Below are 25,833 nucleotides of genomic sequence, written 5' to 3'. Positions count from 1 at the left end.
TTTCTTATTTCCATCCGAATTCACTCAGGAACTTTCTCTTCAGCCTCTTTATCGTCCCAGAAACGCCAAGCGTCCTGAAAATCACCTTAGAGCCGTTTATGTGAGTGACGAGCGTCAGGGCGAAGCGAAGCTCTTCCACGTGCTTTCTATCAACGCGCATTATACCAGTCTGGCTCTTCTCGTCGAACTTTATGAACCAGGGCTTGGCCCGAGCGGAGCCGAGCGTCCCGAGGGTCGAGAGGCTCGCCTCCCAGATAGCCCTCTTTATCTCGTCCTTTGTGAAGGTCCTCTCACCGATGACCTGAAAGGCAATATAGCGGTGCTTGTCCCTCAGTGTCGGCGGCAGTGTCTTGGGTCTTTCCCTCATTTCAACACCTTCTCAGATTTGGTGACCAACCTTTTTAAGGTCTGCTCCTCTGGTTGTGTTATCGAGAGCTGGAGGGAGTTGGATGTGGGAGACCCCTTACTTTTCATACGCCGTGAGAGAACTGCCGAAGGGCTGCCAGATGTGCGTTAGAGGAGAGAAGCTTGTTCTCTTCACCACGGGCGCATGTCCGAGGGATTGCTTCTACTGCCCGCTGAGCCCTTGGAGGAGGGAGGATGTCGTTTACGCCAACGAGAGACCGGTTAAGAGGGTAGACGACATTATTGAGGAGGCCAAAATTCAGGAGGCAAGGGGAGCAGGGGTCACCGGTGGCGACCCGATGGTGAGGCTCGACAGAACCGCTGAGTACATCAGGGCCTTAAAGGAAACCTTCGGCGAGGGCTTTCACGTTCACCTCTACACGACTGGGGCTTTGGCAACAAAGAAGAACCTCGAAAAGCTCTACGATGCAGGTTTGGACGAGATACGCTTCCACCCAGACCTCTTCAATCCAAACTCAAGGCTCTTCAGGGTGGAGATTGAGAACATAAAGAACGCATTCGACTTCGACTGGGGCGTTGGAGGAGAGGTTCCCGCCGTTCCTGGTCAGGGTGAGAGGATTAAGTGGTTCGCGGAGTTTTTGGACGGACTTGGAGCGAAGTTCTTCAACATCAACGAGCTGGAGTTCAGCGAGACCAACCTGAGGAACCTCCTGGATAGAGGGTACCTGCCCATCAGCGATGAGAGTTCAGCGATTAAGGGCAGCTTAGAGCTTGGCCTCGAAATTCTCCGCTGGGGCGAGGAGAACACCTCACTGAACTACCACCTCTGCACCGCCAAGCTCAAGGACGCGGTTCAGCTCAAGAACAGGCTGAAAAAGATGGCGAGAAACGTCGCTAAGCCTTACATGGAGATAACCGAGGACGGAACGCTTCGCTTTGGCATAGCAGAGTACGAGGACTTAGACGAGCTCTATACCCTCCTCGTGGAGGAGGCAGAGGTTCCCGAGGAGTGGCTTTACGTAAACCGCGAGAGGGGCAGGATAGAGATGCCTGAGGAGGTAGCTCTGGAGCTTGCCGAGGCGATAGAAGGCGACATCAGGTTCTTCATCGTCGAGGAATACCCGACCTGGGACAGGATAGAGGTGGAAAGGGTTCCGCTGCCTTGAGCCTAAATCAAACTTTTACTCTTTTAAGTTGTTGGTTCTGGTGGCGTAAGTTACTTATGGGGGCATAAGTTGTTAGGGTTTTGCTGGAAAGATAGAAAAGAAATGAGGTTAGACCAGCTCAATCCCTATCTTTGCCTGAACTTCGGGCCATTCAACGACGTAGCCCCTGGCTTCGCCGAAGATTACCTCAGTTGCCCTCGTCTCCTTCTTTACGTAGTCGAGGTTCTCATGAAGGAGCTCACGGTTCTCGTCGGTGGTCTCTATGGTGACGATTATCCTGTCGTTGACGTCCAAATCGAGGCGCTTCCTCATCTCCTGTATTCTCCTGACGAACTCCCTCGCGAGGCCCTCAGCAAGGAGCTCCCTGGTGAGGGTCTTGTCCACGAAGATCCTTCCTCCGTCGAAGTCTTCGCTGACGAAGAAGTCTGGTAGCTTCTCCTCTATTCTGAGGTGCTCCCTTGTGAGGTGGAAGGTCTTTCCTTCGATCTCGACGTCCATCTCGCCGGCCTCGTAGAGTTCCCTACCGTGCTCGACTATCCACTGGGAGATGAGCCTGGCGTCGCCCTTGAACTCCGGCCCAACCCTCGCGAAGTTCGGCTTTATGATGAGCTCGCGCTCGACCCTTCCAACGACGACCTCCTTGGCGTTGAGTTGATCCCTGAGCAGTCTGTTAAGCCTCTCGACAGCCCTCTTTACGGTTTCATCCTCGGTCTCTATGATTATCCTCCTAACCGGGTAGCGGAGTTTTATCTTTGCCTTCTGTCTGGCACTTGAGCCGGCCTCGACTATCTTCCTTACGGCTTCCATCTCCTTCTCGAGCTCTTCATCAATGGCCTTCTCATCAGCCCTTGGCCAGTCAAGCATGTGGACGCTCTCAACGCCAAGGAACGGTTTGAGGAGGTTCTGATAAATCTCCTCGGCTATGTATGGTGTAAACGGTGCCATAAGCCTCAGGAGGACGTTGAAGACCTTCCAGACGGTGTAGTAGGCAGCTAACTTGTCCGGGTCGTCGCCTTCAACCCACATGCGCTTCCTGATCAGCCTGATGTACCACCTGCTCAGGTCCTCGACGACGAAGTTGTATATCGCCCTCGTTGCCTTGGTAAGCCTGAAGGTCTCTATGCCCTCCGTGACTTCTCCGATGAGGCTGTTGACCCTGCTTAGTATCCACCTGTCCTCCTCGCGGAAGGGCAGCTCCTCGGGGTTGACTCTCGTCGGGTCAAATTTATCTAGGCTCATGTAGGTGGCGCTCAAAACGTAGACGTTCCAGAGTATGTTGAGCATCCTCTTGACCTGAGCCAGGCCCTTCCAGCTGAACTTGAGGTTCTCCCAGGGGTTGGTGGCCCAGAGCATGTAGAACCTGAAGGGGTCCCTTCCTTCCTTCTGGACGACCTCTTCTGGCCTTATGATGTTGCCGAGACTCTTGCTCATCTTGTCGCCCTTTTCGTCGAGGACGTAGCCGTGCATGGCGACCTTCCTGTAGGGGACTGTGTCGAAGGCTATAACGCTGGCTGCCTGCTGGGAGTAGAACCACTTGGTTACCTGGTCTTCACCCTCAACTATGAAGTCTGCCGGCCAGAGCTCCTTGAAGAGCTCCTCGTTTCTCGGGTAGTCGAGGGAAGCCCAGCTGGCTATTCCGCTGTCAAACCAGACGTCAACGACGTCCTTAACGCGGCGCATCTCCTTGCCGTTGACCTTTATGATGAATGCATCCACGTAGGGCCTGTGGAGGTCCTCCGGGCCGAGCTTCTCTTCGATGACCCTGAGCTTCTCGCTGTAGTCCTCCGGGAGGTCTATCCTCTCGCCGTTCACTTCTATGGCCACGGAAAGCTTGACAAGCTCCTCAAAGCTTCCAACGACGTATATTTCGCCGTCCTCACTCTGCCATATCGGCAGAGGTATTCCCCAGTAGCGCTGTCTGCTTATGACCCAATCTCCGGAGTTCATGACGCCGTTGTCGTACCTGACCTTCACCCAGTCGGGGTACCAGGTCACCTTCTCGTCGTTCTCCTTGATTATCTGGTCTTTGACCTTGCTGACCTTGAGGAACCACTGGTCGGTGGCGCGGAATATAAGCGGCGTCTTACAGCGCCAGCAGTGCGGATATTTGTGCTCTATCGTTCCGGCCTTGACGAGGTAGCCCTTCTCCTTGAGGTGTTCTATAATCTCGGGGTCGGCGTCTTTGACGTAGACTCCATTCCATCTGCCCTCCACGTATCTGCCCTGGTCATCAACTGGTGAATATGCCGGAAGGCCGTACTCCCTTCCGACTTCGAAGTCCTCCTCACCGTGGCCCGGTGCGGTGTGAACCAGTCCGGTACCGCCCTCAAGCGTCACGTGCTCGCCGAGAATAACGCGGTGGGCCCACTCGTACCTCTCGCGGAACTCCTTCTGAGTTGGGTACTCCTCCATGAGTATGTGCCTGTAGTGGAGTCCCTCGAGGTCTTCACCCTTGAACTCCTCGACTATCTCTCCCTTAACGCCGACCTCGGCAAGAACCCTCTCGACAAGGGCCTTCGCCATTATCCAGCACTCCTCGCCGTTCTCGGTCTCGACCCTGACTTTGACGTAGTCGTATTCGGGATGAACTGCAACCGCGAGGTTGGCCGGAAGAGTCCACGGCGTGGTTGTCCAGACGAGAAGGTACTCGTTGTCTTTCCCCTCAACCGGAAACTTGACGTATATGCTCGGGTCCTTCCTTATCTTGTACTCACCGCGAACCTCGTGTTCAGCGAGAGCCGTCTCACAGCGCGGACACCAGTGCAGAACCCTCTTGTCCTTCTCGAGGAGGCCCTTCTCCCAGGCGCGCTTGAGAGTGAACCAGCCCGATTCTATGTACTCGTTCTTTATGGTCATATAGGGGTTGTCCCAGTCCATCCATATGCCGAGCATCTTGAACTGCTCGGTCATCACCTTGAGGTTGTTGAGGGCGAACTCCTTACACTTTCTTATGAACTCGTCAACGCCTATCTCGGTCTCTATGTCCTTCTTGGTCTTCAGGCCGAGAGCCTGCTCGACCTTGACCTCTATGGGCAGGCCGTGCATGTCGAAGCCTGGCTGCCTGCGAACGTTGTAGCCCTGCATGATCCTGAACCTTATCACCATGTCCTTGATTATCTTGTTCCAGGCTGTCCCGAGGTGTATGGCACCGCTGACGTAGGGCGGCCCGTCGAGGAAGTAGTACTTCGGGCCGTTTGCTCTGCTGGCCTTCGCCTTCTCATAGATGTTGTTCTCCTTCCAAAAGTGCTCGACTTTCTCTTCCAGCTTCCCTGGAGAATACTCCCTAAACTCTGGCTCCCTTATCATTTCAAAACCTCCCTGTGGTCTTTGAAAGGAAAGTTAGAACTAACTAGCTCAGAACAGTGAGGGGTTTTACTCGAAACGAGCAGAGCGAAGGATAAAACACTCCCCCCTCATTGGCATCGGGGCAAAATTGGGAACTTTCCTTATAAGGTTTTTGGATGGGAAGCGCTACGCGTCTCTCATTTTCCAGACGTTCCCTCTTGATTTTGGGCTTGCTGGAGACTAGTGGAGAGAAGTGTGCCCTCCCCGACCGACCCCAGGTCACTTCTCCCAGGGGCGTGAGGGGGAGGGCGCGGTGATGATTATCTCTCTAGAGAATTTAAACCTCACGGAGAACTGGGTGACGTGAAGAGCACTGTGAGAATTGGGGGGTCCTCCGGAAGCTTGTTTACTTGGCTTGTGTCAAAAGAGGGGATTAGAAAATCGAAAGGGGCTTACTCCGTCTTCACCTGCCTCTCTTCCTCTGGCTCGCCCTTTCTTCTGCTCTCATTCTTGATGACCTGAATTACGTAGTCTATGAACTTCCTGACCTCTTCGAGGTCTTCTTCGGGGATGTTCTGGATTTTCTTATTCTTCGTCTTGTACGTAAGGAGCTTGAGAAGTGCGAGCCTTCCCAGTGCAGTCTTGGTGCTTATCTCTCCCTCCTTCCAGTCGCGCCAGATGGCGTTGGCTATGCCGTAGAACTCGGGGATGCTGTCCAGTCCGGGATCTCCGACATCGAGGACTTCCTTGCCCAGATACTTGTAGCGCTTCTCCTTCTCCTCCTTTGGGAACTCTCTGGCCTTTTCCTTAATGTATGCGTGGACCATCTTCATCACCTCCAGAAGAGTGTACTTCAAAAAATTTATTAACTTTTTGTTGGTAAATACCTCTCAGCTCTCTTTTCTGACCTCGTTCCATATGCTTGCCATAATCAGCGCCGCACCGAGGTAGCCCTTGGGGCTCAGTATCTCGCCTATCGTCAGGAAAGCCGCTATGTGGCCGAATATAGGCTCAGCGGAATATATCAATGCTGCTCTGTGGGCCTTTGTGTCCCTCTGGTACTTGACTTGGAGCGTGAAGGCCACAACCGTTGCGAATATCGCCGTGTAGAGAATGCCCATCCAAGGCATCGGGTCTCTTGGAATCACCAAAGGCTCGAAGGTGAGCGCGAAGGCCGAGGAGAAAACGAAGTTCCAGAGTATCTGCCAGAAGGCCAAGCTCAGGTAATCTTGCTCCCCAAACTTTTGGACGAGGACTATCTGGAAAGCAAAGCTCAGCGCGCTGAGGACGGTCAGCAAATCTCCGTAGTTAAAGTTTAGACTGGCCCTGGATATAAGGTAAAGGCCGGTCAGCGCCACGATCAGGGAAAGAACGTCCCTTCCTCTCAACCTGTCTCCGAGGATGAAATAGGCTATAAACGGCGTGAAGACGACGTAGAGCGACGTGATGAAGGCCGAGTTCGAGGCGGTGGTGTACTTCAGCCCCACTATCTGGAAGCCGTGGCCGAAGAAGAGGGTTAGGCCTAAGACAAACCCCTCTTTCAGTGTCTCCCTTTTGAAGACGCGAGAGCGGAAGATGATGAGCATGAGGAGCGAGGCGATTCCGAAGCGATAGGCGAGGAACAGGATTGGGGGAAGGTAATCTAGGCTCGCCTTCATAGCTGGAAACGTGAAGCCCCATATTGCCGTGATGCCTAATAGTATTAGTTCGGAGCGGTTCATCGCCGTGTGTTGTCCCCTTTAATTTATAAGAACTTCCCCGCATAGACTCACGTCTGTGCGTTTTCATAATGGTTATATAGTCTGAATTCCAACTATGGTACTAGGTGTTCCCGATGAGTGACAATGCTACCAAAGAGAGGATATGGATTCTGATAACGCCTGACAAGTGCAGCGGCTGCAGACTCTGCGAAATAGCTTGCTCACTGGAGCATGAGGGGATAATATGGCCGGAAGCTTCGCGCATAAGAATATACGAGCTTCTGCCCGGAGTTAACGTCCCGCACACCTGCGTTCAGTGTCCTGATTATCCGTGCGTTGAGGCATGCAACTTTGATGCCTTGGGCGTGAATGAGAGAACTGGAGCGGTTCTCGTGAACGAAGACAACTGCACCGAGTGCGGCGCCTGTTTCCTTGCCTGCCCCGGTAACGTCCCAAGGATTCTCCCCAGTAAGAGAAGCGTGGTCATCTGCGACCTCTGTGGCGGAAACCCGAAATGCGTCGAGGTATGCCACGAGGCTGGTCACGACGCCCTAACCCTCGTGAAGGGTGACTACCGCTCGATCTACAGGACGTTCGCCAAAGACCCTGTGGAGAAGAGCGAGGAACTCTCGAGAAAGATGTACGGGGAGTTGTTGGGGTGATAACATGAAGGGATACGCTGGAAAGCTGATAGACGTTGATCTTAGCACCGAGACAGTGAAATTCGTTGAGCTCGACGAGGAGATGCTGCGGTTCTACGGTGGCAGGGGACTGGGGACTTACCTCCTCTGGAAGGAGCTGGGAGAGAGATGGGAAGATATTGATCCACTTGGTGAGGAGAACCTTCTACTCATCCTCACGGGCCCGCTGACTGGCTACTATCCGGGTATCAAAACCTCTGTCGTTGCAAAGTCCCCCGAGAGCAACGGTATCGTTGGCAGCGTCCTGAGTAGCGAGATTGGAATCGAGCTCAAAGCCTCTGGCTATGACGGAATAATAATCCGCGGGAGGGCAAAAGAGCCAGTATATCTATTCATAAACGATGAAACCATAGAGATACGCGACGCCTCGAAGTACTGGGGAATGGGTGGTGTTGAGCTTCACAAGACACTCCTTAAGGAAGTTCATGACGAGCTGAGGAAACGGGCGAAGCTCAGGGGTGTCCCCAAGGAGCCAGCTATGATGTACATCGGGAGGGGTGGGGAGAACAAAGTCCGCTTCGCTGCGATAATGGCGAAGATGATGCACGCCGCTGGCTACGGTGGCTTTGGAGCGGTGATGGGCAGCAAGAACCTTAAAGCAGTCCTCGTGAAGGGTAACGGACCTCTGCCTGAAGTTCATGATTCAATGAAGTTCAAGGCCATGCTCCGGGAGTTCCAGCGCGAACTGTTAACCCTCACGACATTCAGGCAGTGGGGAACCGGATCTGGCGGTTACAGCGTCGGAAAGGATCGCTCGAGCCAGCCGGTGAGGAACTGGCAGGAGGAGTATCACGACGACGAGAGGATAAGTGTAGTTAACTTCGAGCTCAGGACATGGGTCAAGAAGTATTGGGCAGACTACGGCTGTCCCGTCAACTGCATGAAGATTTCCTACCTCCGCTACGGGCCGTATAAGGGAGCCATCACAGATGCCCCTGACTACGAGCTGATGGCCTACATGGGAACCAACCTCGGCATCTTCGAGCCTGAGAAGATAGTCTACCTCTCATACCTCGTGGATGAGCTGGGGTTGGATGGTATAAACGCCGGCAACGTCCTCGGCTTTGCTGCCGAGCTCTATCAGAGGGGCATCCTCACGGAGGAGGACATCGGCTTCAGGCTTGAGTGGGACGATGAGAAGGCCTTTGCGAGGCTCCTTGAACTGATAGTCGAGAGGGAAGGGATAGGTGAAATCCTCGCGGAAGGAACCTACAGGGCCGCGCTCAAGATTTCCGAGATGAAAGGCGTTGATGCCATGAAGTACGCCGTCCACATCAAGGGCATAGGCATCGGAGCGCACGGGATAAGGAGCGACCTCGACTACACCAGAGACATAAGCTATGCCGTTTCCGTTCAGGGCGGCGACCACACAGCGACGGCAGGACTTCCTGCGAGGAGCTACGAGGGTGAGCTGGTGAATGCTTTCTACGACTCGGCCGTCATCTGCATGTTCACCACCAGACCGGGCTTTGAGAGAATACTCGAGTTTGGAAACGCCATCACGGGCTTCGATCTGACATCGGAGAAGTGGTTCAACGAGACCGGTCTGAGAATAATCCATCTCCAGAGAATACTCCTTCTCCTCGGCGGACCTGACGTTTACTGGGATCCAAGGAGAGACGACGACAATCCACAGCGCTTCTACGAACCCCTGCCGAGTGGCCCTGTTAAAGGCAAGGCCCCAAGCAGAGAGGAGATACGTGCGAAGGTGAGACAATACTACGATGAGGTCGGCTACGACGAGCACGGCATCCCGAAGGAGGAAGTCCTTGAAGAGCTTGGCATAGGTGAAGCGAAGCGCGAGGTTAAGCGTATAAGGAAGCGCCTCGGCCTCTAACCTTTATTTTTCGGAGGTGGTTCAATGAAGGTCATACTGATTCTCTATGGCGAGGTGGCCCTTCGCTTCTCACCGCGGATGGAGCTTGAGCTTGAGGAAAGAACAACCGTAGGTGAGCTTCTACGGGAACTGGGGATAAGCGCCGTTGAACACCATATACTTGTGAACGAAAGAAAGGTCGATCATAGTTGTGTCTTGAAGGATGGTGACGTTGTTAAGGTTCTTCCAGTGATTTATGGGGGTTAGCTCATTGTTTTAAACTTTCAGTTTGGGAGTTTCTTTTAAACTCTTGTGTATAATAAGTTTTTGGGTGATTTGAATGCCTGGATACAAAGACTTGGAGATAAAGGCCGTGGGAGAAAGACTCTCTCCAACCAAGATGAGGGTCAGGGCCGAGGGTTTTGAAATCCTCATAGACAAGCTTGGTGGGGAGTACCCATGTCCGCTAGACTACCAGCTCGCTGCCTTGGCGGGATGCCTCAACATAGTCGGAACCCTCGTTGCCAAGGACATGGGAATAAACATCGAAAGTCTAACCGTTGAGGTAAAGGGTATCTTTAATCCTGAGAAGTTCATGACTGGAAACGGTGGCAGGGCCGGCTTCAAGGGGATAAGTGTAAAGATAAAAGTCAAGGCTGATGCGGATGAGGAGAAGCTTAAAGAGTGGATTGAAAAGGTAGACGAGCGCTGTCCCATCAGCGACAATCTCCTCAACATGACACCACTCAAGATAGAAGTCGAAAAAGCTTGATCACTCCCCTGGCCCATGGACGCAGGACATGTTCATTGCAAGGAGCATCTCGACGTAACCAGATTCGAGATTTTCCTTTACTTTCCCGGCCAGTCGCTCGAATTCTTCGAGAGTGAGCGGTCTCTTGGTTTTTAGCCACTTAATCTTGCCGTCGTTCTTGTCGAGGATTACTATTTCCCCCTCGGTTATAAGCGGGACGTAGTTCATCTTAACGCCATAGAGCTCTTCGGCAAAGGCTAACTTGGCTCGAAGAAGCTCAAGGTAATTAGCCAGATCTTCGCCCAGAATCTTCCGGAACTCACGTTCCATTCTCCCACCGGTCTAAGTTCAATGCACAGCTTTATTAACTTATCGGCCATATATGGGTAGAAATGCACCTTCGAAAGGTCAATAAAGAGAGATGATGTATCACTCTTGGTGAGACCATGTTCAAGAAGTGTTTTATGAAGTACTCACACCATTTTCACGCCTACCAGCCGGGCGACATAGTTTATGTTAAGAACGGCGATGGAAGTAAGCCTATAGAGTATGAGGAGCGAAGGAGTTCTGTTGCCATGAAAATCCACGGGGAGGAAGTCAGGGGGGAGAACTGGACGAGGGCAATGCTCTATTCCTACGAGCACATAGCCGATACACTCTCGCGGATGAAGGGAATAAGCATAGACATTGAGCCGTTCACCTTTCTAATGCTCCTCCGCTACCACGGGAAGGCCTTCGAGGAGACGGTTTCCCTCTTGGAGAAGTTTGACGCTGTCCCTACCACACCATTCCATCCAATTGTCCCGCACCTCGACGAGTTCGAGCAGCGGATTCTGGCGAGGGTTTCCTTTGACTTCTACGCCCCACTTACAGGGAGCAAGCCCGTCGTTGGCTACTGGCTTCCCGAGGCTGTCATAACATTGGGGAGCGCCGAGATAGTCGAGTCCTCAACGGATAAAAGGCTCGTCTTCCTCCTCGACGAGAGGCAGCTCTTCTACGACTTTCCTCAGGCCAAATACTCCTGCAATCGCTATTCTAACTCCTTTGTCTTCGGTCGCGAGTGGGGACTGAGCGACGCCTTCGCTTTTAACACCCTCAACGTCTCGGAACTGATAGAGGGAACCCTCAGACGGTGGGACGACTATAAGGAGAGCCTGGGAGTTCCGTACTTAGTTTTTACTGCCAGCGACCTTGAGAGCCTCCTCGGGAATCCAGCCCAGCTCGACAGGTTTACAGCATGGATGGAGGGCCTCGAAGGGAATGGTGTCGAGAGAGTTCTGCCATGGAGTTCGTTAAGAAAAAGCTCACTGATGAGTTCAAGCGCCTCGAGGGAGAATGCGAGTTTGAGATGGGCGTCAGGGACTACTCTGCCTGGAGCGACTACTTCGACTTAAGCCTCGACGGAAAGACGAGCGATTCGAGGTGGCTGGGCTACAGAAGGGCCGATGGAAAGGTCTTTGCCCGTGAGGTGGAGGGGAGGAGGATAAGTCAGCTCTGGAAGTCGCTTTCACGCGCCTTTTTGAGGAGCTAAATAGGACTGTGAGATTGGGCGTGCTTGAAGGTTTGAAGGATTTCAACGCCAACGTCGAGGAGTTCCTCGTTAGATATGCGAGGATTTTCTTCAAGGATTACTATGACTACTTCGGCATTGAAACTTCAATGGACTACGTCCTCGAGCCAGCGAACGGCGAGAAGAAGGCCCTGAAGCTCGGAAGGATTTATTACCTCATGCTTCTGGCAAATCACTCCTGCCCGAGATTCTGGGAGAACCTCGACACGCGCGTGGCTTTCGGCAACGTCTCGGTAATGGCTAAGGCCTTCATTGAGCTTATGGAGTACTTCAACGACGAGGGGAGAAACATCTTCGTCGAGGCCTACCTGAAGCTCCGGAACTTCGGTAGACTCTACCACCTTTGGAACTTCGGCTCATTACCGGCTCTCGAAGGCTGGGAAACAAGCGAGAAAGCGTGGAATAGCGCGCTGAAGCCAGAGGTACCTAACAGCGGCTACAACATGGTGACGAGGGCCGCACTCTACGTCGGAGGGGGGACATGAAGGGCGAGCTTAAGGCCCTGATCGGATCCTACAACCTCGAGTGGGTCGTTGCCGACACCGGCCACATTCCGGGCTAGAGGCACGGCCAATGGGAGAATCAGGAGTGGTGCGAGCACAGAGACTGAATATTCTGACTTCAAATTTTCTTTATTGACGCAAGCAATCATTGCGGAGATTGGAAAGATGCTGGCAAAAGAAAACCGCTCCCTATCACAAAGGTGGTGCTGAATGAAGGAGTCCAAATCCTCTGGAGGGAACTCTTTCATACTGGAGCTGATATTTGGAACCCTGAATGGAGAGGAGTACTTGAAGTTGAAACGAATACTGGAGAAGATTGAAAAGCTGTTCGATGAACGACAACTTCCGCCTTAGCCCTTCAAATTCCACTTTTTCCTGCTCAGGAAGAGGTATGCCTCTCTCTTGAGCTCCCCTGGAACGTAATCCACCAGAATATCAGCGGAGTGGATGAACTCTCTTACCTGCTTGCCCAAGGCAACTTGATTCTTCTCCAGGAGCTCTACAATGACGTCGACGATGCTCTCCTTAACCCTTTTCTCCGCGTACAGCCTCTTTCCAATCAGCCAGACGCTCTCGTTCTTCCGGTAGAAGTCCCAGCCCCTCTCAGTGAAGAACTCCGGGCCGGGCTTTATGGTTATCTTCTCGCGCACTATTCTGTCCAGCTCCAGCATGATGAACGCTTCCTCTCCAACGTAGCCGTAGTCCCAGCCGAGAACCTTGAAGTTCTCCCTTCTCAACGCTTTCTCGAAGCCTCTGGCACTCCTCTCCAGCTGCGGGAGGATCAGGTCATCAACAAGCTGGGGCTTTTTGAAGAGGAGCGTGACGAGGTGTGTTCTCTTTCTTCTGAGCTCTCCGAGGTAGTTCTCTCCCGTGCTCTCCGTCGGGAAGAAGAACTCTACGAGGGGCTCTTCCAGAAATTGGTGGGCCTTGAAGTAGAACCTCCCGAACTTCTCCCAGCCCAGATTTGCGGCGACGTTCCTCCTCGGGTCAACGGGGTCTATGACGATGAGCGGCTTGTCCCCTTCAGCTTCCCTCTTAATGGTCTTCATGGCTATTTCTGGTTCACTCTTGAGCCAGCCGGCAGGGTCTATTATCTTCTGCCTCAGCATGAAGTCGGCCTTCTCCAGAACATCTAGGAATGAGCCGTACTTGATAATCAGGATTTCGGCAAGGTAGCCCGAAAAGCCCCTCACGTAAATCTCGCTGCCGTAGGCGTTTATTCCCTTGAGGAAGCGCTTCAAAAGCCTGACATCGTCGTTTCTGCGGTGGAGGTTTTCAAGCACCCACTTCGTGTGGAGTATGGAGCGATCAACTGCCGTTCTGACGTCCTTCCAGCTGTCGACGTCGTAGCAGGGGACTATATCAACTTTGACCCCTTTATAGCGGGCTCTCACGTAGGGGTGCTCCGCGTAGGCAACTTCGTAGCTATCGAGCCTCTCCGCTATGGCCTTACCAAGCTCGAGGCCTTTCCCGCGGAGCTCTTCGAGGGGAGTGTCGAGGGGAAAGGCCATGAAGAGGTCAACGTCGTGGTCGCCGGTTAGGTAAGTGTCCTTGGCGAGGGAACCAACAAAATAAGGTTTAATGTCAAGGCCAAGCTCTTCAGCCCTTCCACGGGCTATGTTCTCGATCTCTCGCATCAGGCCTTCAATAAAAGCTCTCTCCTCTTCGTTCGGCCTGATCCTGATGAGGACTTCCCCAATAACTTCTTGAACCATTATCATCACTCCGCCAGTTCAAACCTCGCCACGGTCTCGTAAATCGGGCCCTTGGGGGTGAGCGTGCTCTTCTTGAGCTCTATGGCCTCGACCTCAAACTCTCCGAAGTCCTCGTTTGCCAGATCTTTGAGCGCCATCGCCAGCTCCAGCTTGTCCCTCACGAACTTGACGCGACCGATTGTGATGTGGGCGACGAAGTCCTTATCCTTCTTGAAGCCCAGCCTCCTCATGGCCTTCTCTACGTCCTGGGCTATCGCCTTTATGCCCTCATCGTTCTCTATTCCCGCCCAGATGACGCGAACGTAGTTCGGGTTGGGGAAGAGGCCAATGCCCTTTACCCTAATGCGGTGCTTCTTGTGCTTCTTCGCTATTTCTGCCAAAGCCCTCTTCACTTCTTCGGCGGTTGCCTCGTCGATCTCGCCGAGGAACTTGAGCGTGACGTGGAAGTTCTCCCTCTCAACGAACTTTATCTTCGCCGCTTTATTTCCAATCCTTTCCTGAGCTTTCAGGAGGTTGTCCCTCACATTGTCACTCACTTCAATTGCTATGAACGCCCTCATAACACCACCTGATACCAGAAAGAATTGGGAAGTTAAATCAGTTTTCCTGAGTGATTGGAACAATAGGTAGACCTTGGGAGAATTTCATAAGCTTAAGATGACGTGTTGGTACCTCAAAACAAAAGAAAAGAATGCTGATCATCTCATAAATACTATTGTTATACTGTCGCCCGCACTAAAGCCGCTGGTGTCTCCCTGGCTGGCTCCGGGGAGTGGAATGTCAGCGCCCGGTTCAGTATCCTGCCAGAGACTGACAATGTAGTGAATACCCCTATATCTGTCGATGTTTGGATAGATTGTGGTTAGGAAGTAGTAGGCTCCGGCAGCGGTGCTATCGGCGTCCGTGCCGTATATCGTGAACACTGTGGCATTGAGAGCTCTGTCCGCAAAGCTCTGAATGACGAAGTATCCCGGTGTGACGTTCCACCCCGGTTTCGGAGCGGTCCATGTGACGTTGCCCTGGGGCGTTACTATCGTTATGGTTCCCCCAAAGATTTCCATGTGAACCATTGAAACGTTATCGTATCTTGCGGTTATTGGATTGACGAGGGGTCCACCGACCGACACCACTGTGTCCCCTGGAGACACCTCGTTCAGGTCGAAGGTGCTGGCTAATCTTGCGGTTCTCCTAACGCTGTTTCCGGACGCCACGGTCGGTGAGACGTAAAGGGCCGTTGAGAAGGCATCTGGAGTTCCGAGGTTGTTGAACACGAAGAACAACCTGCTCGCGTTCCCCACCGAGCTGGGGTAGTCCCCGATGGGGAAGAGGGCGTAGTCACCTGATGGGGTTAGCACCATGTCGATCACCCTGCTCTCCTGGAATCCAAGCGTTACTGCTGTGGTGTAAGTTTCGTATCCCGTTCTCGCGAGTGCAATGGGTGGTTCCCCGACGGAATTTCCAGGGTTAACGGGGTCATTCCCCTGTAGTTCCCGTCGATGTAGACGCTGGCGTTCGAGGGCCTGGAGAGGATCTTGAGGGTTGCTACGGGTTCTCCCAGGAGGGTTACCCTCCTCTCGGGCAGCCTTATTTCGTTCCCATTGGTCAGGTTCAGGAGAACCTGATAGGTGTAGTTGCCTGGTTCGAGTCCTGTTGCGTTAATCTTGAAATTATTCTTCCCTCTCCACATCCAGTACGTCTCGGTCTCTCTGTCCGTCACGGCCTGTATCGTCGCGTAGGGATTGTTGTTGATGCCTATGAACGTGTCCACCAGGGTCAGCACGAGGTCAGCCCGACCAGGATAGGCAGTTCCGTACTGAAGTGGGCCGTTGACTGGGTACAGATAGACGGGTACGCTCTTTTCAAGTGTTATTGGGTCGCTTTCAACCCCCGTGGCGGCGTTTTTAACTGTGATAATGGCCCTCTGGTCAATGATGTTTATGTCAAGGACGGTAACAATCCAGTCGGTACCCTCAATAGCCTGCGGCTGACCGACCGAGTACCATTGGATGGGCCTATCCTTTCCGAGATTTGTGAGTACGAACTCGGCGTTGTTCACATCGACGATGCTCTTTACCCCCACGTAGAGCTACGACTGGGCCAGGATATCACCATCGGAGGGTGTTGGAGACACGTACTCGGCCAGCGGAATGTCTATCAAGGCTACGATGTCGTTCCCCTCTGGAATTTGGGAATTGATGTAGGTCCATGTTTTTATGTTAAGTTCGGATATTTTAGCTCCAAAATACTCGAGGGTTCCGGTGATCCCGTCCTGGTACTTGTCCCTACCCTTGATGTACACTGGCACCACCGGTGAGTCCGCAACTTGAGCGGCAACTTCTATGGCGTCGGTGATGTCCGGGTAGATTGTAGTGTTCGGAAACGGGTGGGCCTGGTAGCTGGCCAGATCCTGAGGAGAGGATTGATAGCCCATGTAGAAGTTGAAGTACCGCCTGCTCCACGTGGGAGAGTCGGGGTTTCCAATTCCTATCTCTATTCCGCCGGACTCCTGGTTCCACACCCCGCCGATTATCTCTCCCCTGAGTGGGTGATTGATTTTGAAGCCCGCGAGAATCTTGGGCTGGTACGGTTGGGGATACTTTGGTACCATCACGAAGGCATAGCCCTGACTTATCTCGTGGTTGGGGTCCTGGGCGGCATGGTAGGTGAGCCAGAATTAGCCGTTGTCGCCCCAGCTCTCGCCCCACGAGTTCAGGAGCAGGAGCGCTCCCTGACCGTCTGGGGTCTGGATTGTGTCGTCGTACCCCACTATGGTCACGGCGTGACCGCCTTCGTAGTTCCCGCGGGTCTGGTTTAGGGCGTACACGTTGTGGGTGGAGTTGAATCCGTAGAACTCGTCGTATACGTTGATTCCAGTGTACGCAACGTAACCGTAGGCAAGCAGTCCCTTCAGGTACGTGAACTGTGTACTGTTCATCAGATCGAGCATGTAGATGTCCCAAGGATATCCTACAGGAGATGCCATTCCATCAACCCCGCGGTTGTAGGGGGCACTGCGCCATTGGGTGTCGTTAGGCCATAGCCAGGCGTAGTTGTCGGGGTCTCCATAGGGCCCGTGGACGAATAGGGGAAACACGTTCAGGGGAACGGCTCCGATCGTCGAGATTAGATTCATCGCGTCCAGCATGTAGCTGCCGCTGTCGGTTCCATAGTTTATTAGGTTGTAGGTGAAGGTGGGATTCATTATCTCCCCGTCCGTGGACGGCGTAGGATTGTTCCGGAACCAGTTTATCATATAAGTCCATGTATAATATGTGGAAGCCCAGCCGACGCACGAACCCACTGCTCCCTGGCTTCTAATCGGTGGCAGGTAGAGGCCATTCACGACCTTCGCCGGCAGGCTGTCCAGTGAGAAGACGTCGGGATACGCAAGGTTCTTGAGGTTCTCCTTCAGCGCGCCCGTCCTTCCAGGATATCCTGGAGCGTTCTCAATGAGCTCTCGGTACTTCTGCGGCGTTAGCCGCTTGGGCTCGAATCCTGTAACTCTTGCGTATTCCTACGGAGAGACGTACAGGGCTCCCGGTGAGTATTTCTGTGCTGGCGTGGAACCTTTCCCTGTGGTCTCTGGGGTTCTTGGCGCCGCGTTGACGAAAAACAACGAAAAAGTAAGCACGGCCAGAATTAGGATTGCGTGTAGTTTTTTCACTAGAACCACCCCTTGAATTTCTTGGAAGTGAAAGCTTAAAACTCTTTGGATATGGAATCTGACTTTCTAGCGGAAAGTAAAAAAAGAAACCTCACTCCCTCACAACAACAGGGAACTCTTCCCAGGGGAAGACTATCCACTTGTCGGTCCTGAAGACGTAGAAGTCCGGAACGATCTTTGTCCAGGGCTTCATACTCAAACATGCGACCTTTACTTCCTTGGCGCCGAGCTTCTTGACCTCCTCAATGACCACCTCGAGGGTCTTCCCAGTATCGCTGACGTCGTCCACTATGACGACCCTCTTTCCATCCAGTGAGCCGTGCAGCGGTATGGTCACCACGGGTTTCTCCATGTGCTCCTCTATATCCTTGTAGAACTTGACGGCTATGACCTTGACGTCAACGTCACCGAGGATGTGGCTGAGCCTTACAGCTGGAATAAGGCCGCCCCTGGCGACGCCGACTATGAGGTCAGGCATGAATTTCTTCCTCATCTCTTCGGCGAGCGCGAAGACGGCCCTATCTATCTGCCACCAGGTTAAGTAAACCTTGTCCATGCTACCACCTCCAAATAGCGCAGGTTTGAAAGGCCCTTACTTTAAGGCTTTCGTCCGATGGGGAGAAGTTAAAGCCGTAGACTTAAAAAACCTCCGTTAGCAGGAAGATGTTAAAATCAATTTTTGGTGATATCTGAGAACATGTTTTGAATTAATGGATAGTTGTGCTAATTTGTTCATCAGCTTATTCCTCTTTCTTTTGTCCCAAAGTCTCAGATAAATCATGATTAGAAAGAAACACTACTAAAAAAAGAAATTACTTTTGACAAAAAAGAAAAACTTATATGTTGGATCATCAACAAATGTAATGAAAATGTTGGGGGGTGGTCTATATAAAACACCAGATCTTGGGTAGCATGATATTAGTACTACTAGTGTTTGGTATTAGTGCCATACCCGTTGAGGCATCGGGTATGCAAGGATAGGGACCAAAGATTACAAGGGATATTTTAAAGCAAGTTATGAAGGAATATGTAACGCTAAAAGCACAAGAACGGACGAGGGAAGCAGATATGCTGTTAGAGAAATATGGAATTGTTAAACTTGGAGAAATCAAAAAGACTTTCAGTATTCATGTATCGAGGGGAATTTCTTCAGTAGAGTCTCAAAAATTTGGTAAGGGCCTACCTCATCCTGACACATGGGTTTCACAAAGTGACCTTACTTTGACTATTCCTATTCAGCAACAATATGCCACTTTGTTTATTGACTATTACTGGGAATGGGATTTGACTGAGGATCTGGCTGACAGTGGGGACATGGATGTCATATCAATAACGACTGTAGTTGGAAAGGCTAGTGAAAATGTTCTTGTAGAGCCAGTGGATGTGTGGGGTGGCCAGCTGGAGCAGGGTAGTGTATTTGGTAATCATGATGTTGTAAAAACTGCAGACAATACCAGCTTTGACTGGCAGAGTGGGGTTCTTGAGCATCATTTGAGCTTTAAAGTGGGGGATCAGATAAAACGGGGCTTTATCCAGGTCATGTACGATATAAACGCGGAATATCTTCTAGGAAAAGGTGGGGCTATTGCTACCTATGTGACTTATATACATACCTTTGGGAATAAATGGTTATCAGACGTCATCTCTAAACCGGCAGGCCTTATTGCTGGAGGAGCAACGGCACTCTTACTAAAAGATCCCATTGCAGGTACTATTGTTGGTACCGTTATTCAGTTTGCAGTGGATAAAGCTGTGGAAGAAGCTGTAGAGTATTTTGGAATTGTCAGAGATGGAATGGGGGCTACTGATCCTATAAAAGCCACAATACAATTACCTGACTATTGGCCTCCGGGTGCATTGAGCGTTGGAGGGATCAATGAATGAGCATGAGGAAAGTCCTGAGTGAGTTTTGGGCAGAATTTCTCTTTATTTATCTCTTTATACCTGTCGTGTTCGTCATTTATGTAATTGCAACTCCAGTTTCGGAAAGGTTTCCGGGTTTTAGTTGGGAAGGTGTTCGAAATTTTATCTATGGAGCAGGCCTTTACTTGGCAATATACTTTGCCCTGATACGGAATCCAAGACAGAGGAAAATCGCCGAGAAGTATCGTCGTAGCAAGAGGACTATGGCATATTACATACTCTCCGTGGCCCTGGTGGCCTTCCTTCCGGTGCCTTTTCGGTATGCTCTGCCTTTAATTATCATTGTGACGGTCTTCTTCCTCTATACGACTTACAAAATACGCCTCGGGGAAATGGGGTATAAAATCTGAGAGAAAAGGGCTTCAGCTTATCACACACTTGCTCCAGCTGCAGATAGGACAGGTGGCGCAGCCGCTCTCCATCTTGAGCTCGACGAGCTTTCCGTCCTTCTCATAGCAGACGGGACAGTAAGTGACTCCCAAGAGCTCCTTTATCTTCTCTTCAGGGATCTCTGGCGGCTCCCTGTGGTGGGGGTGCTCGTGAGTTTCTGGCTTAACCGCCTTTGGAACGTTCAGGGAAAAGCTGAGTGAGGGAGCTTCCTTCTTCTCCTTGCCGTTGGTGCCGTTGAGTATGCCCTCGACGTTGATGAACTTAGCCAGCCACGGCTCGGCCTCAACGACGGTCTTGAGCTTCTCGACAGCGTAAGCGCTCGGTTTGCTCTTGATGCGCTGCTTCTTCTCTCCTTCAACGCTGTAAACCTGAACGCTAAGCGAGCCGTCGCGGTAGACGGTTATACCCTTACAGCCGAGCTTGTAAGCGAGCAGATAGGCGGCCTTGACGTCCTCAACGGTGGCATCGTTTGGCATGTTGATGGTCTTGCTCGCGCTGTCTGTAAGCCAGAGCTGGATGTTGGCCTGAGCCAGTATGTGGTCGAGCCAGTGGATGTCCATCGAGGTGACGAAAACGCGCTGTATGTCCTCTGGGATTTCCTCGAGGCCCTGGACACTTCCATAGTTGTCGCTTATCTTCCTCAGTATCTCGTCGTTCCAGAGGCCGCGCTTCTTCAGTTCGGCCTCGAAGACAGGGTCAACATAGTAGAACTCGCCAACGGTTACGCTCTTCTTGTAGACGAGGGCAAAGATGGGCTCTATGCCACTGGAGGTATCGGCTATCATGCTGACCGAACCGGTGGGCGGGCAGGTGGTCACCATTCCGTTCCTGACGCCGTACTTCTTGATTTCCTCAACCAGCTCATCCCATGGAAGTGTCCAGATTTCCCTGTGATAGTAACCCTCGACCGGAAGCTCCCCATCCTTGTACCTCGTCTTCTCGTAGAGCGGGAAGGGTCCGCGCTTTTTCGCGGCCTCAACGCTGTACTTGTAGGCGTAGAAGGTAAGGTACTCGTTTGCCTTTCTCATGAAGGCAAAGCCTTCCTCGCTGTTGTAGGCTATGCCGAGCTTGAAGAGGGCATCGGCTAGGCCCATCATTCCGACGCCTATCCTCCTCGTCAGCTTGGTGTTGTAGTCTATCTCCGGGAGCGGGAACTTGTTGATGTCGATTGCGTTGTCGAGGTACTTGGCGACCTTTTGGATTACGTAGGCGTACTTGTCCCAGTCGAAGTAGGGCGTGCCTTCTTTGTCATACTTGACGAACTTGGCGAGGTTTATGCTGGCTAAATTACAGGATTCGTAGTCGTAGAGGGGCTCTTCTCCGCAGGGGTTGGTCGCGCGTATCTTTTCGCCCTTTGCTGGCTCCAGAACGTTTCTCTTGTTGATGACATCGAAAAATATGACTCCCGGATCGGCCTTGGCCCAGGCCATGAAAGCTAACTCCTCTAAGAGGCTCTTGGGGTCTATCTCCTTGACCTTCTCACCAGTCCTCGGGTTGATGAGCGGATAGCGCTTGCCCTCTCTCAGAGCTTCCCAGAAATCGGCCCATATGCCGACGCTGATGTTGAAGTTGGACAGAACGTTCGTTCCGATGTTCTTCTCCTTGGCGTGGATGAACTTCTCTATGTCGGGATGCCAGACTTCGAGGATGCCCATGTTCGCGCCCCTTCTCACTCCACCCTGCTTTATCACGTCGCTGACGGCATCGATGAGATGCATAAAGCTGACAGGACCAGAGGCTGCTCCAGTGGTGGTCCCGACTAAATCACCCTCCGGGCGGAGCTTTGAGAAATTCAAACCTGTACCCCCGCCCATCTTCTGTATCATAGCCACGTCATGTGCTGCCTTCATTATGCTCTCCATGTCGTCCTCTATTGGGACGACGAAGCATGCTGAGAGCATCCCGAGCGGCCTTCCTGAGTTTATGAGGGCCGGCGTGTTCGGCATGAAGGTCTGGCTCGTCATCAGGTGGAAGTACTCCTCTATTTCGTCCTCATACTTGTCAAAGGCCCCGTTCTCGAGCATCCCGATGACTTCGTCGATGGAGACCTTCATCTGGCCCTTCTGGGCGAGCTCGCGGTAGAGGTTGAGGAACCTTTTGAAGTGGTACTTGTTGAGCTTGAACCTGCCGATTGAGAGTTTTCTATCATACTCGTCGAGTTTCTCCATATATTTCTCGACCTTACTTAGGTCCTGCTCGTGGTTTCCTTCCCTGTTGAAGACCCTCTCATCGTAGAGCAGATCAGGGATGACCGCCAGAATCGCGACCCTCTCGAAGAGCTCCCTCGGGCTTTCTATTATCTCACCTTTCTCGTTCTTTATGAGGTATCTACTCGCCAAAACGCGGAGGGCGTTGATGGAGAAGCGCTTGTCTATCTCGTCTAGCTTGTCCTTGTTGAGGATCTTCTTCTTTTCCTCCCTGATCTCGGCCTTCTTCTTGCGGTAGAGTATGTAGGCCTTGGCGACGTCGAAGAGACCCACTCTCATCAGTTCAAGCTCGACTATGTCCTGGATGTTCTCTATGTGGGGCACCTGCCCGTCGTAGAGTTCGTTCACCCTTTTGACGACTCTTCTGACGACCCTGTTGAGAAGCTTCTCGTCACGGATACCGACTTCGAGCATTGCCCTTTGGATAGCCCATTTTATACGCTCCTTATCAAATGGGACAATTCTGCCGTCCCTTTTCATCACTTTTTCAACAGCCATATAAACACCCCTGACATACGGTTGTCTATTGTTGTTCCCATTAGTAGAAGCATCAGCACAGCTTTATGGCTGTCACCCCTACATATATCTTACCCCAGTGGCCTTTGCAGGGGTGACGAATTTAGGGCTATAAATTTGCCTTTGGGGTAAGGGAGTAGAAAAGGATGATGTCGGATAAATTATCCAAACGTCAAAGCCCCTCGTAGACCAGCCTGAGCCTGTAGGCGTGCTTGAGCTCCTCGCTGGCCATCATTCGGAAGATCTGACTCAGGGAACCGTCCAGGATTTCAGAGAGCTTTGTGTAGAGCTCGTAAGAGTGCTTTTCTCTCACGAGGGCTTCCAGTATCAGCTCTTCAAGGCTTTCTGGCTCGGCCCTCTCGTCGCTCAGCATGGGTTCAAGGCTCAGGGAGTCGAGGTAGTCTATCACGGCCGTTCCTTCAAGGGTTCCCCCTGAGAGCATGTCCTCGAGGGTCTTCCTGTGCCTCAGTTCCTCCTCTGCTATAAGACGGAACGTCTCAACGAACTCGGACCTTTCGTAGGTGGCAAACGTTTCGCCGAGCTTGTACAGGTTGTAGAGCTCGTTCTCCTGCCAGATGAGCTTTTCGAGCAGCTCCCCAAGGTTCATTTGGAAGCCTCCACTTTGACTTTCAGGTATTCGAGGAGCTCCTCCACGCTCGGGATGATCAGGTCGGGTTTTACCTCGCTCTTCTCGACGTCCTTCAGCGTGCTGACACCGGTTAAAACCATCACCGCTTTCATGCCGAATCTCTTGGCAAAGGCTATGTCTGTATCGAGCCTGTCCCCGGCCATCCAGACCTCGTCCACATCTCCAAGCTTCTCCATAACTACATTGTAGGCAGGCTCGTTGGGCTTGCCGATTATCAGGGGCTCCCTTTCGGTTGAGGCTTTCAGTGCCGCTATTACCGAGCCAGCTCCAGGGTAGAGGCCCTCCTCAGTGGGGTAAGTTGTGTCGGGGTTGGTCCCGATGAAGTGCGCCCCGTTCCTTATGGCGAGCGTTCCGTACTTGAGCTTCTCGTAGGTTAGGGCCGGGTCAAGGCCGACCACAACGTATTTGATCTCCCTCCACCCCTCCCTTGCTTCCTCGAGGCTTATCATCGGCCAGCCTATCTTCTTTATTTCCTCTTGGAGCCCTTTCCCACCGATGACGAAAATCGGCCCCTCCTCAAAGTGGGTCTCAAGGTATCTGGCAGTAGCGTAGCCTGAGGTGATGATTCGCTCTTTCTCAACGTCTATTTCCATCTCGAGGAGCTTCTCACGGTACATTCGGGCGTTCTTGGTGGAGTTGTTGGTGAGGAAGGCGAAGGGGATGCCGTTTTCTTTCAGGAAGTTTATTACCTCCCGCGCTCCATCTATGGGCTTCTTGCCCCGATACATCACGCCGTCCATGTCAAATATTATACCAATCATCATGAGCACCGGGATAAAAAATGGTGGTGGGTTTTAAAGCCCATCGTTCCTTTGCACCACTACCTTAGATCAATGATGGTGGTAGCTTTGTAACACAGCTGTCCAACCACAGCTCGGTTGTGCCCATCGTTTTTATCTTTATCTTTTACTGACACTCTGACCCTGTTTGTGGGGTCCCAGAATCCCAGTCTAATCCGATAGCATCCTGGGGAGGGAAGTAGTATGCTTCCACGATGGTTCCCCGGCTTCCATTTTGATGTGGGGCACAGGCCGTTGCAGGGCTTATGGTCCATTTGGAAGAGTGTGTTTCCATTCTCATCGGTTAAGTGGACGAATATTGTATAGTCTGTCCCTATTCCCTTGAGGACTTTCCAGCGGTACTCTATAAGGCTAATCCCTTCAATCCAGTACACACAGATGACCGTAAGCTGAATCTTGCCCTCGAAGGTTACGTTTTCTTTTTTGCACATTACCCTGACGTTCTCCTTGGATATGTTGGAGAAAAGTGTCTCATCTTTTTCGTGCCTGTAGAGAATGCCTATGGTTCCATCAGGGAATTCAAACTTCTCAATGGGAACGAAGACTCCAGTGATGTTGTTGTACGTTATGAATAGCTTTCTGGCCAAGGTAGAGTACTTGACCTTCCAGCGTGCTGAGTAGTATTCGCTGGTGGTGTACAGAACGTAGTCCGCGGAGAACACGAGGGGAATGAGCTGGCTGGTATTGGGTTTAACGACTTTTAGGTCACTTCCGTTGATTAGCGCTCTGTATTTCAGTGGATACACTATAATGGGGTTATTCGAGAGTATATACAAGATGCCGTTGTCTCCTCCTAGTTCTTCTACTGTGGAGAGTATTCTGTTAATTTCCCATTCTTCCTCCGTCGTGTCCAGATTAAACGACCAGTAGTTCCCTGACAGATACAGGCTGCCGCCTGAGATGGGTATAAGGTCGGGATTTTTGTAGATCTCTGTTTGGGGTATCACCCTCAAGAAAGTAGCCACATTGAGTGCTCCTCCAAGCACTATGCAGACCATGAGAGCGGAAGCTATCTTTGCTTCATTTTCTATTCTTGTTGCCAGCTCCACGCCGGAGCCCATCACGAGGCCAATGAAAGGTATGACCGGCATTAGGAATCTTGGGTCTTTATTGCGTGTCAGGGTGAAGATCATGTATGCGAGCAGGATTTGGATGAGGACTAGCTTTATGTACACGGAAATGTTCTTGGCCCTGCGGAGCAGCAGTACTATGTCCACGAACAAGGCGAACAGTATCGGATTCAGGTAAAAGTTTATCATCGTGTACGTTTAGTAGAGGGTGGACTGCACTGTGAATACTGGTGGGTCCCCTTCTATGGCGCCAGAAACACTGCTGTTGTACAGAACCAAGTTCAGCAGTATCTTGAGATTGGGTATGTACCACCATCCCGCTACGAAGGTGGCCACAATCTCGAAGAGAGCGAGGTTTTCTACGGCTTTCATGTTGTGCTTCAGCTTTACCATATGCCCCTTTGCCTCTAAACCAAAGGCGATTGCTAGTTCGTAGAGTAAGACTACCAGCACAAATAACACAAACGTCCACTTGGCGAGGAGGCCGAGCCCAAAAAACACGGCCTCCAGGACTGTGTACTTCCTTCTGGAGAGCCCCTTCGATTCCATCAGGAGATACCAGGTCATCATTACGGTTGCAGTGAGGAGGATGTCTATCATGAAGGTTATGGACTGATCGAGGATAATCGGGGCTGTGAGAACGATGAACGTGGAAGCAACTGCCGCGATTTTTCCGAAGTACTTTGACAGCTTGTAGAGTGCAAAAACGAGTATAACTATCGACAGACCGTTCTCTGCGAATGTTCCTATCTGTGGGGAGACTCCAAAGATGGCATATGCCGGTAGAGGAAACAAGGACCCCAGCGGGGGCCAGTACCTATTGATATACGGGAGGTTGAACTGTACGATGGCGAAGTAGTATCTCACACTGTCCGTGAAGTGTGTCGCTGCGTCCCATATGAGGGGAGGAGTATCCTGCAGGAACAATTTGTATGCCATCACAATTATGAGCCCCACAGTGACGAGGATAAGTATGCCTGTATATCTATCAGGTACTTTGATGTTTGGACGGACTCTTGTTCCTTCTGACTGATTCAAGGG

At 51.9% G+C, this 25,833-nt stretch carries 25 protein-coding genes and 1 pseudogene; 9 read left to right on the top strand and 17 right to left on the bottom strand.

Features of this window, described 5'->3' with window-relative positions; all coding sequences use genetic code 11:
- Positions 1–4: 4 nt before the first annotated feature.
- The gene (locus A7C91_RS03075) at positions 5–367 is read right to left on the bottom strand and encodes a ribonuclease P protein component 2 (protein ID WP_068664813.1); all 363 of its coding nucleotides are present in this window, start codon (positions 365–367) and stop codon (positions 5–7) included.
- Positions 368–449: 82 nt separating this feature from the next.
- Here A7C91_RS03075 and A7C91_RS03070 point away from each other — a divergent pair, with 82 nt between their 5' ends.
- A complete protein-coding gene (locus A7C91_RS03070; protein ID WP_068664812.1) occupies positions 450–1,532 on the top strand; it encodes a radical SAM protein in 1,083 nt (360 codons plus the stop codon).
- 108 nt (positions 1,533–1,640) lie between these two features.
- On the opposite strand, the gene ileS is transcribed toward A7C91_RS03070, so the two are convergent.
- The 3 genes from ileS to A7C91_RS03055 all read right to left on the bottom strand — a co-directional run bounded on the left by ileS (position 1,641) and on the right by A7C91_RS03055 (position 6,538).
- Positions 1,641–4,838, bottom strand: coding sequence for an isoleucine--tRNA ligase (gene ileS, locus A7C91_RS03065; RefSeq protein ID WP_068664810.1), 3,198 nt, complete (start codon positions 4,836–4,838; stop codon positions 1,641–1,643).
- A 431-nt stretch (positions 4,839–5,269) separates the two neighbouring features.
- A complete protein-coding gene (locus A7C91_RS03060) occupies positions 5,270–5,644 on the bottom strand; it encodes a hypothetical protein (protein ID WP_068664808.1) in 375 nt (124 codons plus the stop codon).
- A gap of 63 nt (positions 5,645–5,707) precedes the next feature.
- The gene (locus A7C91_RS03055) at positions 5,708–6,538 is read right to left on the bottom strand and encodes a DMT family transporter (RefSeq protein ID WP_068664806.1); all 831 of its coding nucleotides are present in this window, start codon (positions 6,536–6,538) and stop codon (positions 5,708–5,710) included.
- A gap of 113 nt (positions 6,539–6,651) precedes the next feature.
- Between A7C91_RS03055 and A7C91_RS03050 the strand changes: the two genes are divergently transcribed.
- The 4 genes from A7C91_RS03050 to A7C91_RS03035 all read left to right on the top strand — a co-directional run bounded on the left by A7C91_RS03050 (position 6,652) and on the right by A7C91_RS03035 (position 9,806).
- The gene (locus tag A7C91_RS03050) at positions 6,652–7,179 is read left to right on the top strand and encodes an aliphatic sulfonate oxidoreductase polyferredoxin-like subunit (protein ID WP_068664804.1); all 528 of its coding nucleotides are present in this window, start codon (positions 6,652–6,654) and stop codon (positions 7,177–7,179) included.
- Between the two features lie 4 nt (positions 7,180–7,183).
- Complete coding sequence (locus A7C91_RS03045) at positions 7,184–9,055, top strand: aliphatic sulfonate oxidoreductase WOR-like subunit (protein WP_068664802.1); 1,872 nt, start codon at positions 7,184–7,186, stop codon at positions 9,053–9,055.
- 24 nt (positions 9,056–9,079) lie between these two features.
- Complete coding sequence (locus A7C91_RS03040; protein ID WP_068664800.1) at positions 9,080–9,301, top strand: MoaD/ThiS family protein; 222 nt, start codon at positions 9,080–9,082, stop codon at positions 9,299–9,301.
- A 73-nt stretch (positions 9,302–9,374) separates the two neighbouring features.
- A complete protein-coding gene (locus A7C91_RS03035; RefSeq protein WP_068664798.1) occupies positions 9,375–9,806 on the top strand; it encodes an OsmC family protein in 432 nt (143 codons plus the stop codon).
- Here the strand turns inward: A7C91_RS03035 and A7C91_RS03030 are convergent, their stop codons facing one another.
- A complete protein-coding gene (locus A7C91_RS03030; RefSeq protein ID WP_068664796.1) occupies positions 9,807–10,115 on the bottom strand; it encodes a hypothetical protein in 309 nt (102 codons plus the stop codon). It lies immediately after the preceding gene.
- A gap of 116 nt (positions 10,116–10,231) precedes the next feature.
- Between A7C91_RS03030 and A7C91_RS03025 the strand changes: the two are divergent.
- A pseudogene (locus A7C91_RS03025) lies at positions 10,232–11,917 on the top strand (glycoside hydrolase).
- A gap of 151 nt (positions 11,918–12,068) precedes the next feature.
- The gene (locus A7C91_RS11060; protein ID WP_199920098.1) at positions 12,069–12,212 is read left to right on the top strand and encodes a hypothetical protein; all 144 of its coding nucleotides are present in this window, start codon (positions 12,069–12,071) and stop codon (positions 12,210–12,212) included.
- Here A7C91_RS11060 and cca read toward each other — a convergent pair.
- The 7 genes from cca to A7C91_RS02990 form a co-directional block, all read right to left on the bottom strand.
- On the bottom strand, positions 12,209–13,576 hold the full coding sequence (gene cca / locus A7C91_RS03020) for a CCA tRNA nucleotidyltransferase (RefSeq protein WP_068667379.1): 1,368 nt from the start codon (positions 13,574–13,576) through the stop codon (positions 12,209–12,211). The genes A7C91_RS11060 and cca overlap by 4 nt on opposite strands.
- Before the next feature lie 2 nt (positions 13,577–13,578).
- Positions 13,579–14,133 (bottom strand): RNA 2',3'-cyclic phosphodiesterase, encoded by a 555-nt coding sequence (thpR, locus tag A7C91_RS03015; protein ID WP_068664794.1) that lies wholly within the window; start codon positions 14,131–14,133, stop codon positions 13,579–13,581.
- A 138-nt stretch (positions 14,134–14,271) separates the two neighbouring features.
- A complete protein-coding gene (locus A7C91_RS03010; protein WP_068664792.1) occupies positions 14,272–14,931 on the bottom strand; it encodes a hypothetical protein in 660 nt (219 codons plus the stop codon).
- Positions 14,932–14,963: 32 nt separating this feature from the next.
- Positions 14,964–15,653 (bottom strand): PEGA domain-containing protein, encoded by a 690-nt coding sequence (locus A7C91_RS03005; protein WP_068664790.1) that lies wholly within the window; start codon positions 15,651–15,653, stop codon positions 14,964–14,966.
- A 6-nt stretch (positions 15,654–15,659) separates the two neighbouring features.
- A complete protein-coding gene (locus A7C91_RS03000; protein WP_199920097.1) occupies positions 15,660–16,184 on the bottom strand; it encodes a hypothetical protein in 525 nt (174 codons plus the stop codon).
- A gap of 63 nt (positions 16,185–16,247) precedes the next feature.
- On the bottom strand, positions 16,248–16,667 hold the full coding sequence (locus tag A7C91_RS02995) for a C1 family peptidase (RefSeq protein ID WP_199920096.1): 420 nt from the start codon (positions 16,665–16,667) through the stop codon (positions 16,248–16,250).
- 661 nt (positions 16,668–17,328) lie between these two features.
- The gene (locus A7C91_RS02990) at positions 17,329–17,793 is read right to left on the bottom strand and encodes a phosphoribosyltransferase (protein ID WP_068664784.1); all 465 of its coding nucleotides are present in this window, start codon (positions 17,791–17,793) and stop codon (positions 17,329–17,331) included.
- 461 nt (positions 17,794–18,254) lie between these two features.
- On the opposite strand from A7C91_RS02990, the gene A7C91_RS02985 reads away from it, so the two are divergent.
- Together A7C91_RS02985 and A7C91_RS02980 are read left to right on the top strand one after the other, a co-directional pair.
- On the top strand, positions 18,255–19,121 hold the full coding sequence (locus tag A7C91_RS02985) for a hypothetical protein (protein WP_068664782.1): 867 nt from the start codon (positions 18,255–18,257) through the stop codon (positions 19,119–19,121).
- Positions 19,118–19,510 (top strand): hypothetical protein, encoded by a 393-nt coding sequence (locus A7C91_RS02980; RefSeq protein ID WP_068664780.1) that lies wholly within the window; start codon positions 19,118–19,120, stop codon positions 19,508–19,510. Before A7C91_RS02985 ends, A7C91_RS02980 begins: the two co-directional genes overlap by 4 nt.
- Before the next feature lie 12 nt (positions 19,511–19,522).
- Here the strand turns inward: A7C91_RS02980 and A7C91_RS02975 are convergent, their stop codons facing one another.
- From A7C91_RS02975 to A7C91_RS02955, 5 genes are all read right to left on the bottom strand, one after another.
- Positions 19,523–22,255 (bottom strand): adenosylcobalamin-dependent ribonucleoside-diphosphate reductase, encoded by a 2,733-nt coding sequence (locus A7C91_RS02975; RefSeq protein ID WP_068664778.1) that lies wholly within the window; start codon positions 22,253–22,255, stop codon positions 19,523–19,525.
- A gap of 190 nt (positions 22,256–22,445) precedes the next feature.
- Entirely contained in the window at positions 22,446–22,880 is a 435-nt protein-coding gene (locus A7C91_RS02970) for a ferritin family protein (protein WP_068664776.1), read from the bottom strand.
- The gene (locus A7C91_RS02965; protein WP_068664774.1) at positions 22,877–23,683 is read right to left on the bottom strand and encodes a 2-phosphoglycolate phosphatase; all 807 of its coding nucleotides are present in this window, start codon (positions 23,681–23,683) and stop codon (positions 22,877–22,879) included. Before A7C91_RS02965 ends, A7C91_RS02970 begins: the two co-directional genes overlap by 4 nt.
- Positions 23,684–23,742: 59 nt before the next feature.
- Positions 23,743–24,981, bottom strand: a complete 1,239-nt coding sequence (locus A7C91_RS02960; RefSeq protein WP_068664772.1) for a glycosyltransferase family protein — start codon at positions 24,979–24,981, stop codon at positions 23,743–23,745.
- A gap of 9 nt (positions 24,982–24,990) precedes the next feature.
- Positions 24,991–25,830, bottom strand: a complete 840-nt coding sequence (locus A7C91_RS02955) for an ArnT family glycosyltransferase (protein ID WP_068664770.1) — start codon at positions 25,828–25,830, stop codon at positions 24,991–24,993.
- Positions 25,831–25,833 lie beyond the last annotated feature (3 nt).

The sequence above is a fragment of the Thermococcus piezophilus genome, assembly GCF_001647085.1.
GTDB classification, from domain to species: Archaea; Methanobacteriota_B; Thermococci; order Thermococcales; family Thermococcaceae; genus Thermococcus; species Thermococcus piezophilus.
Note: the sequence above shows the minus strand (reverse complement) of the source record. Positions and strands in the feature narration are given on the sequence as shown.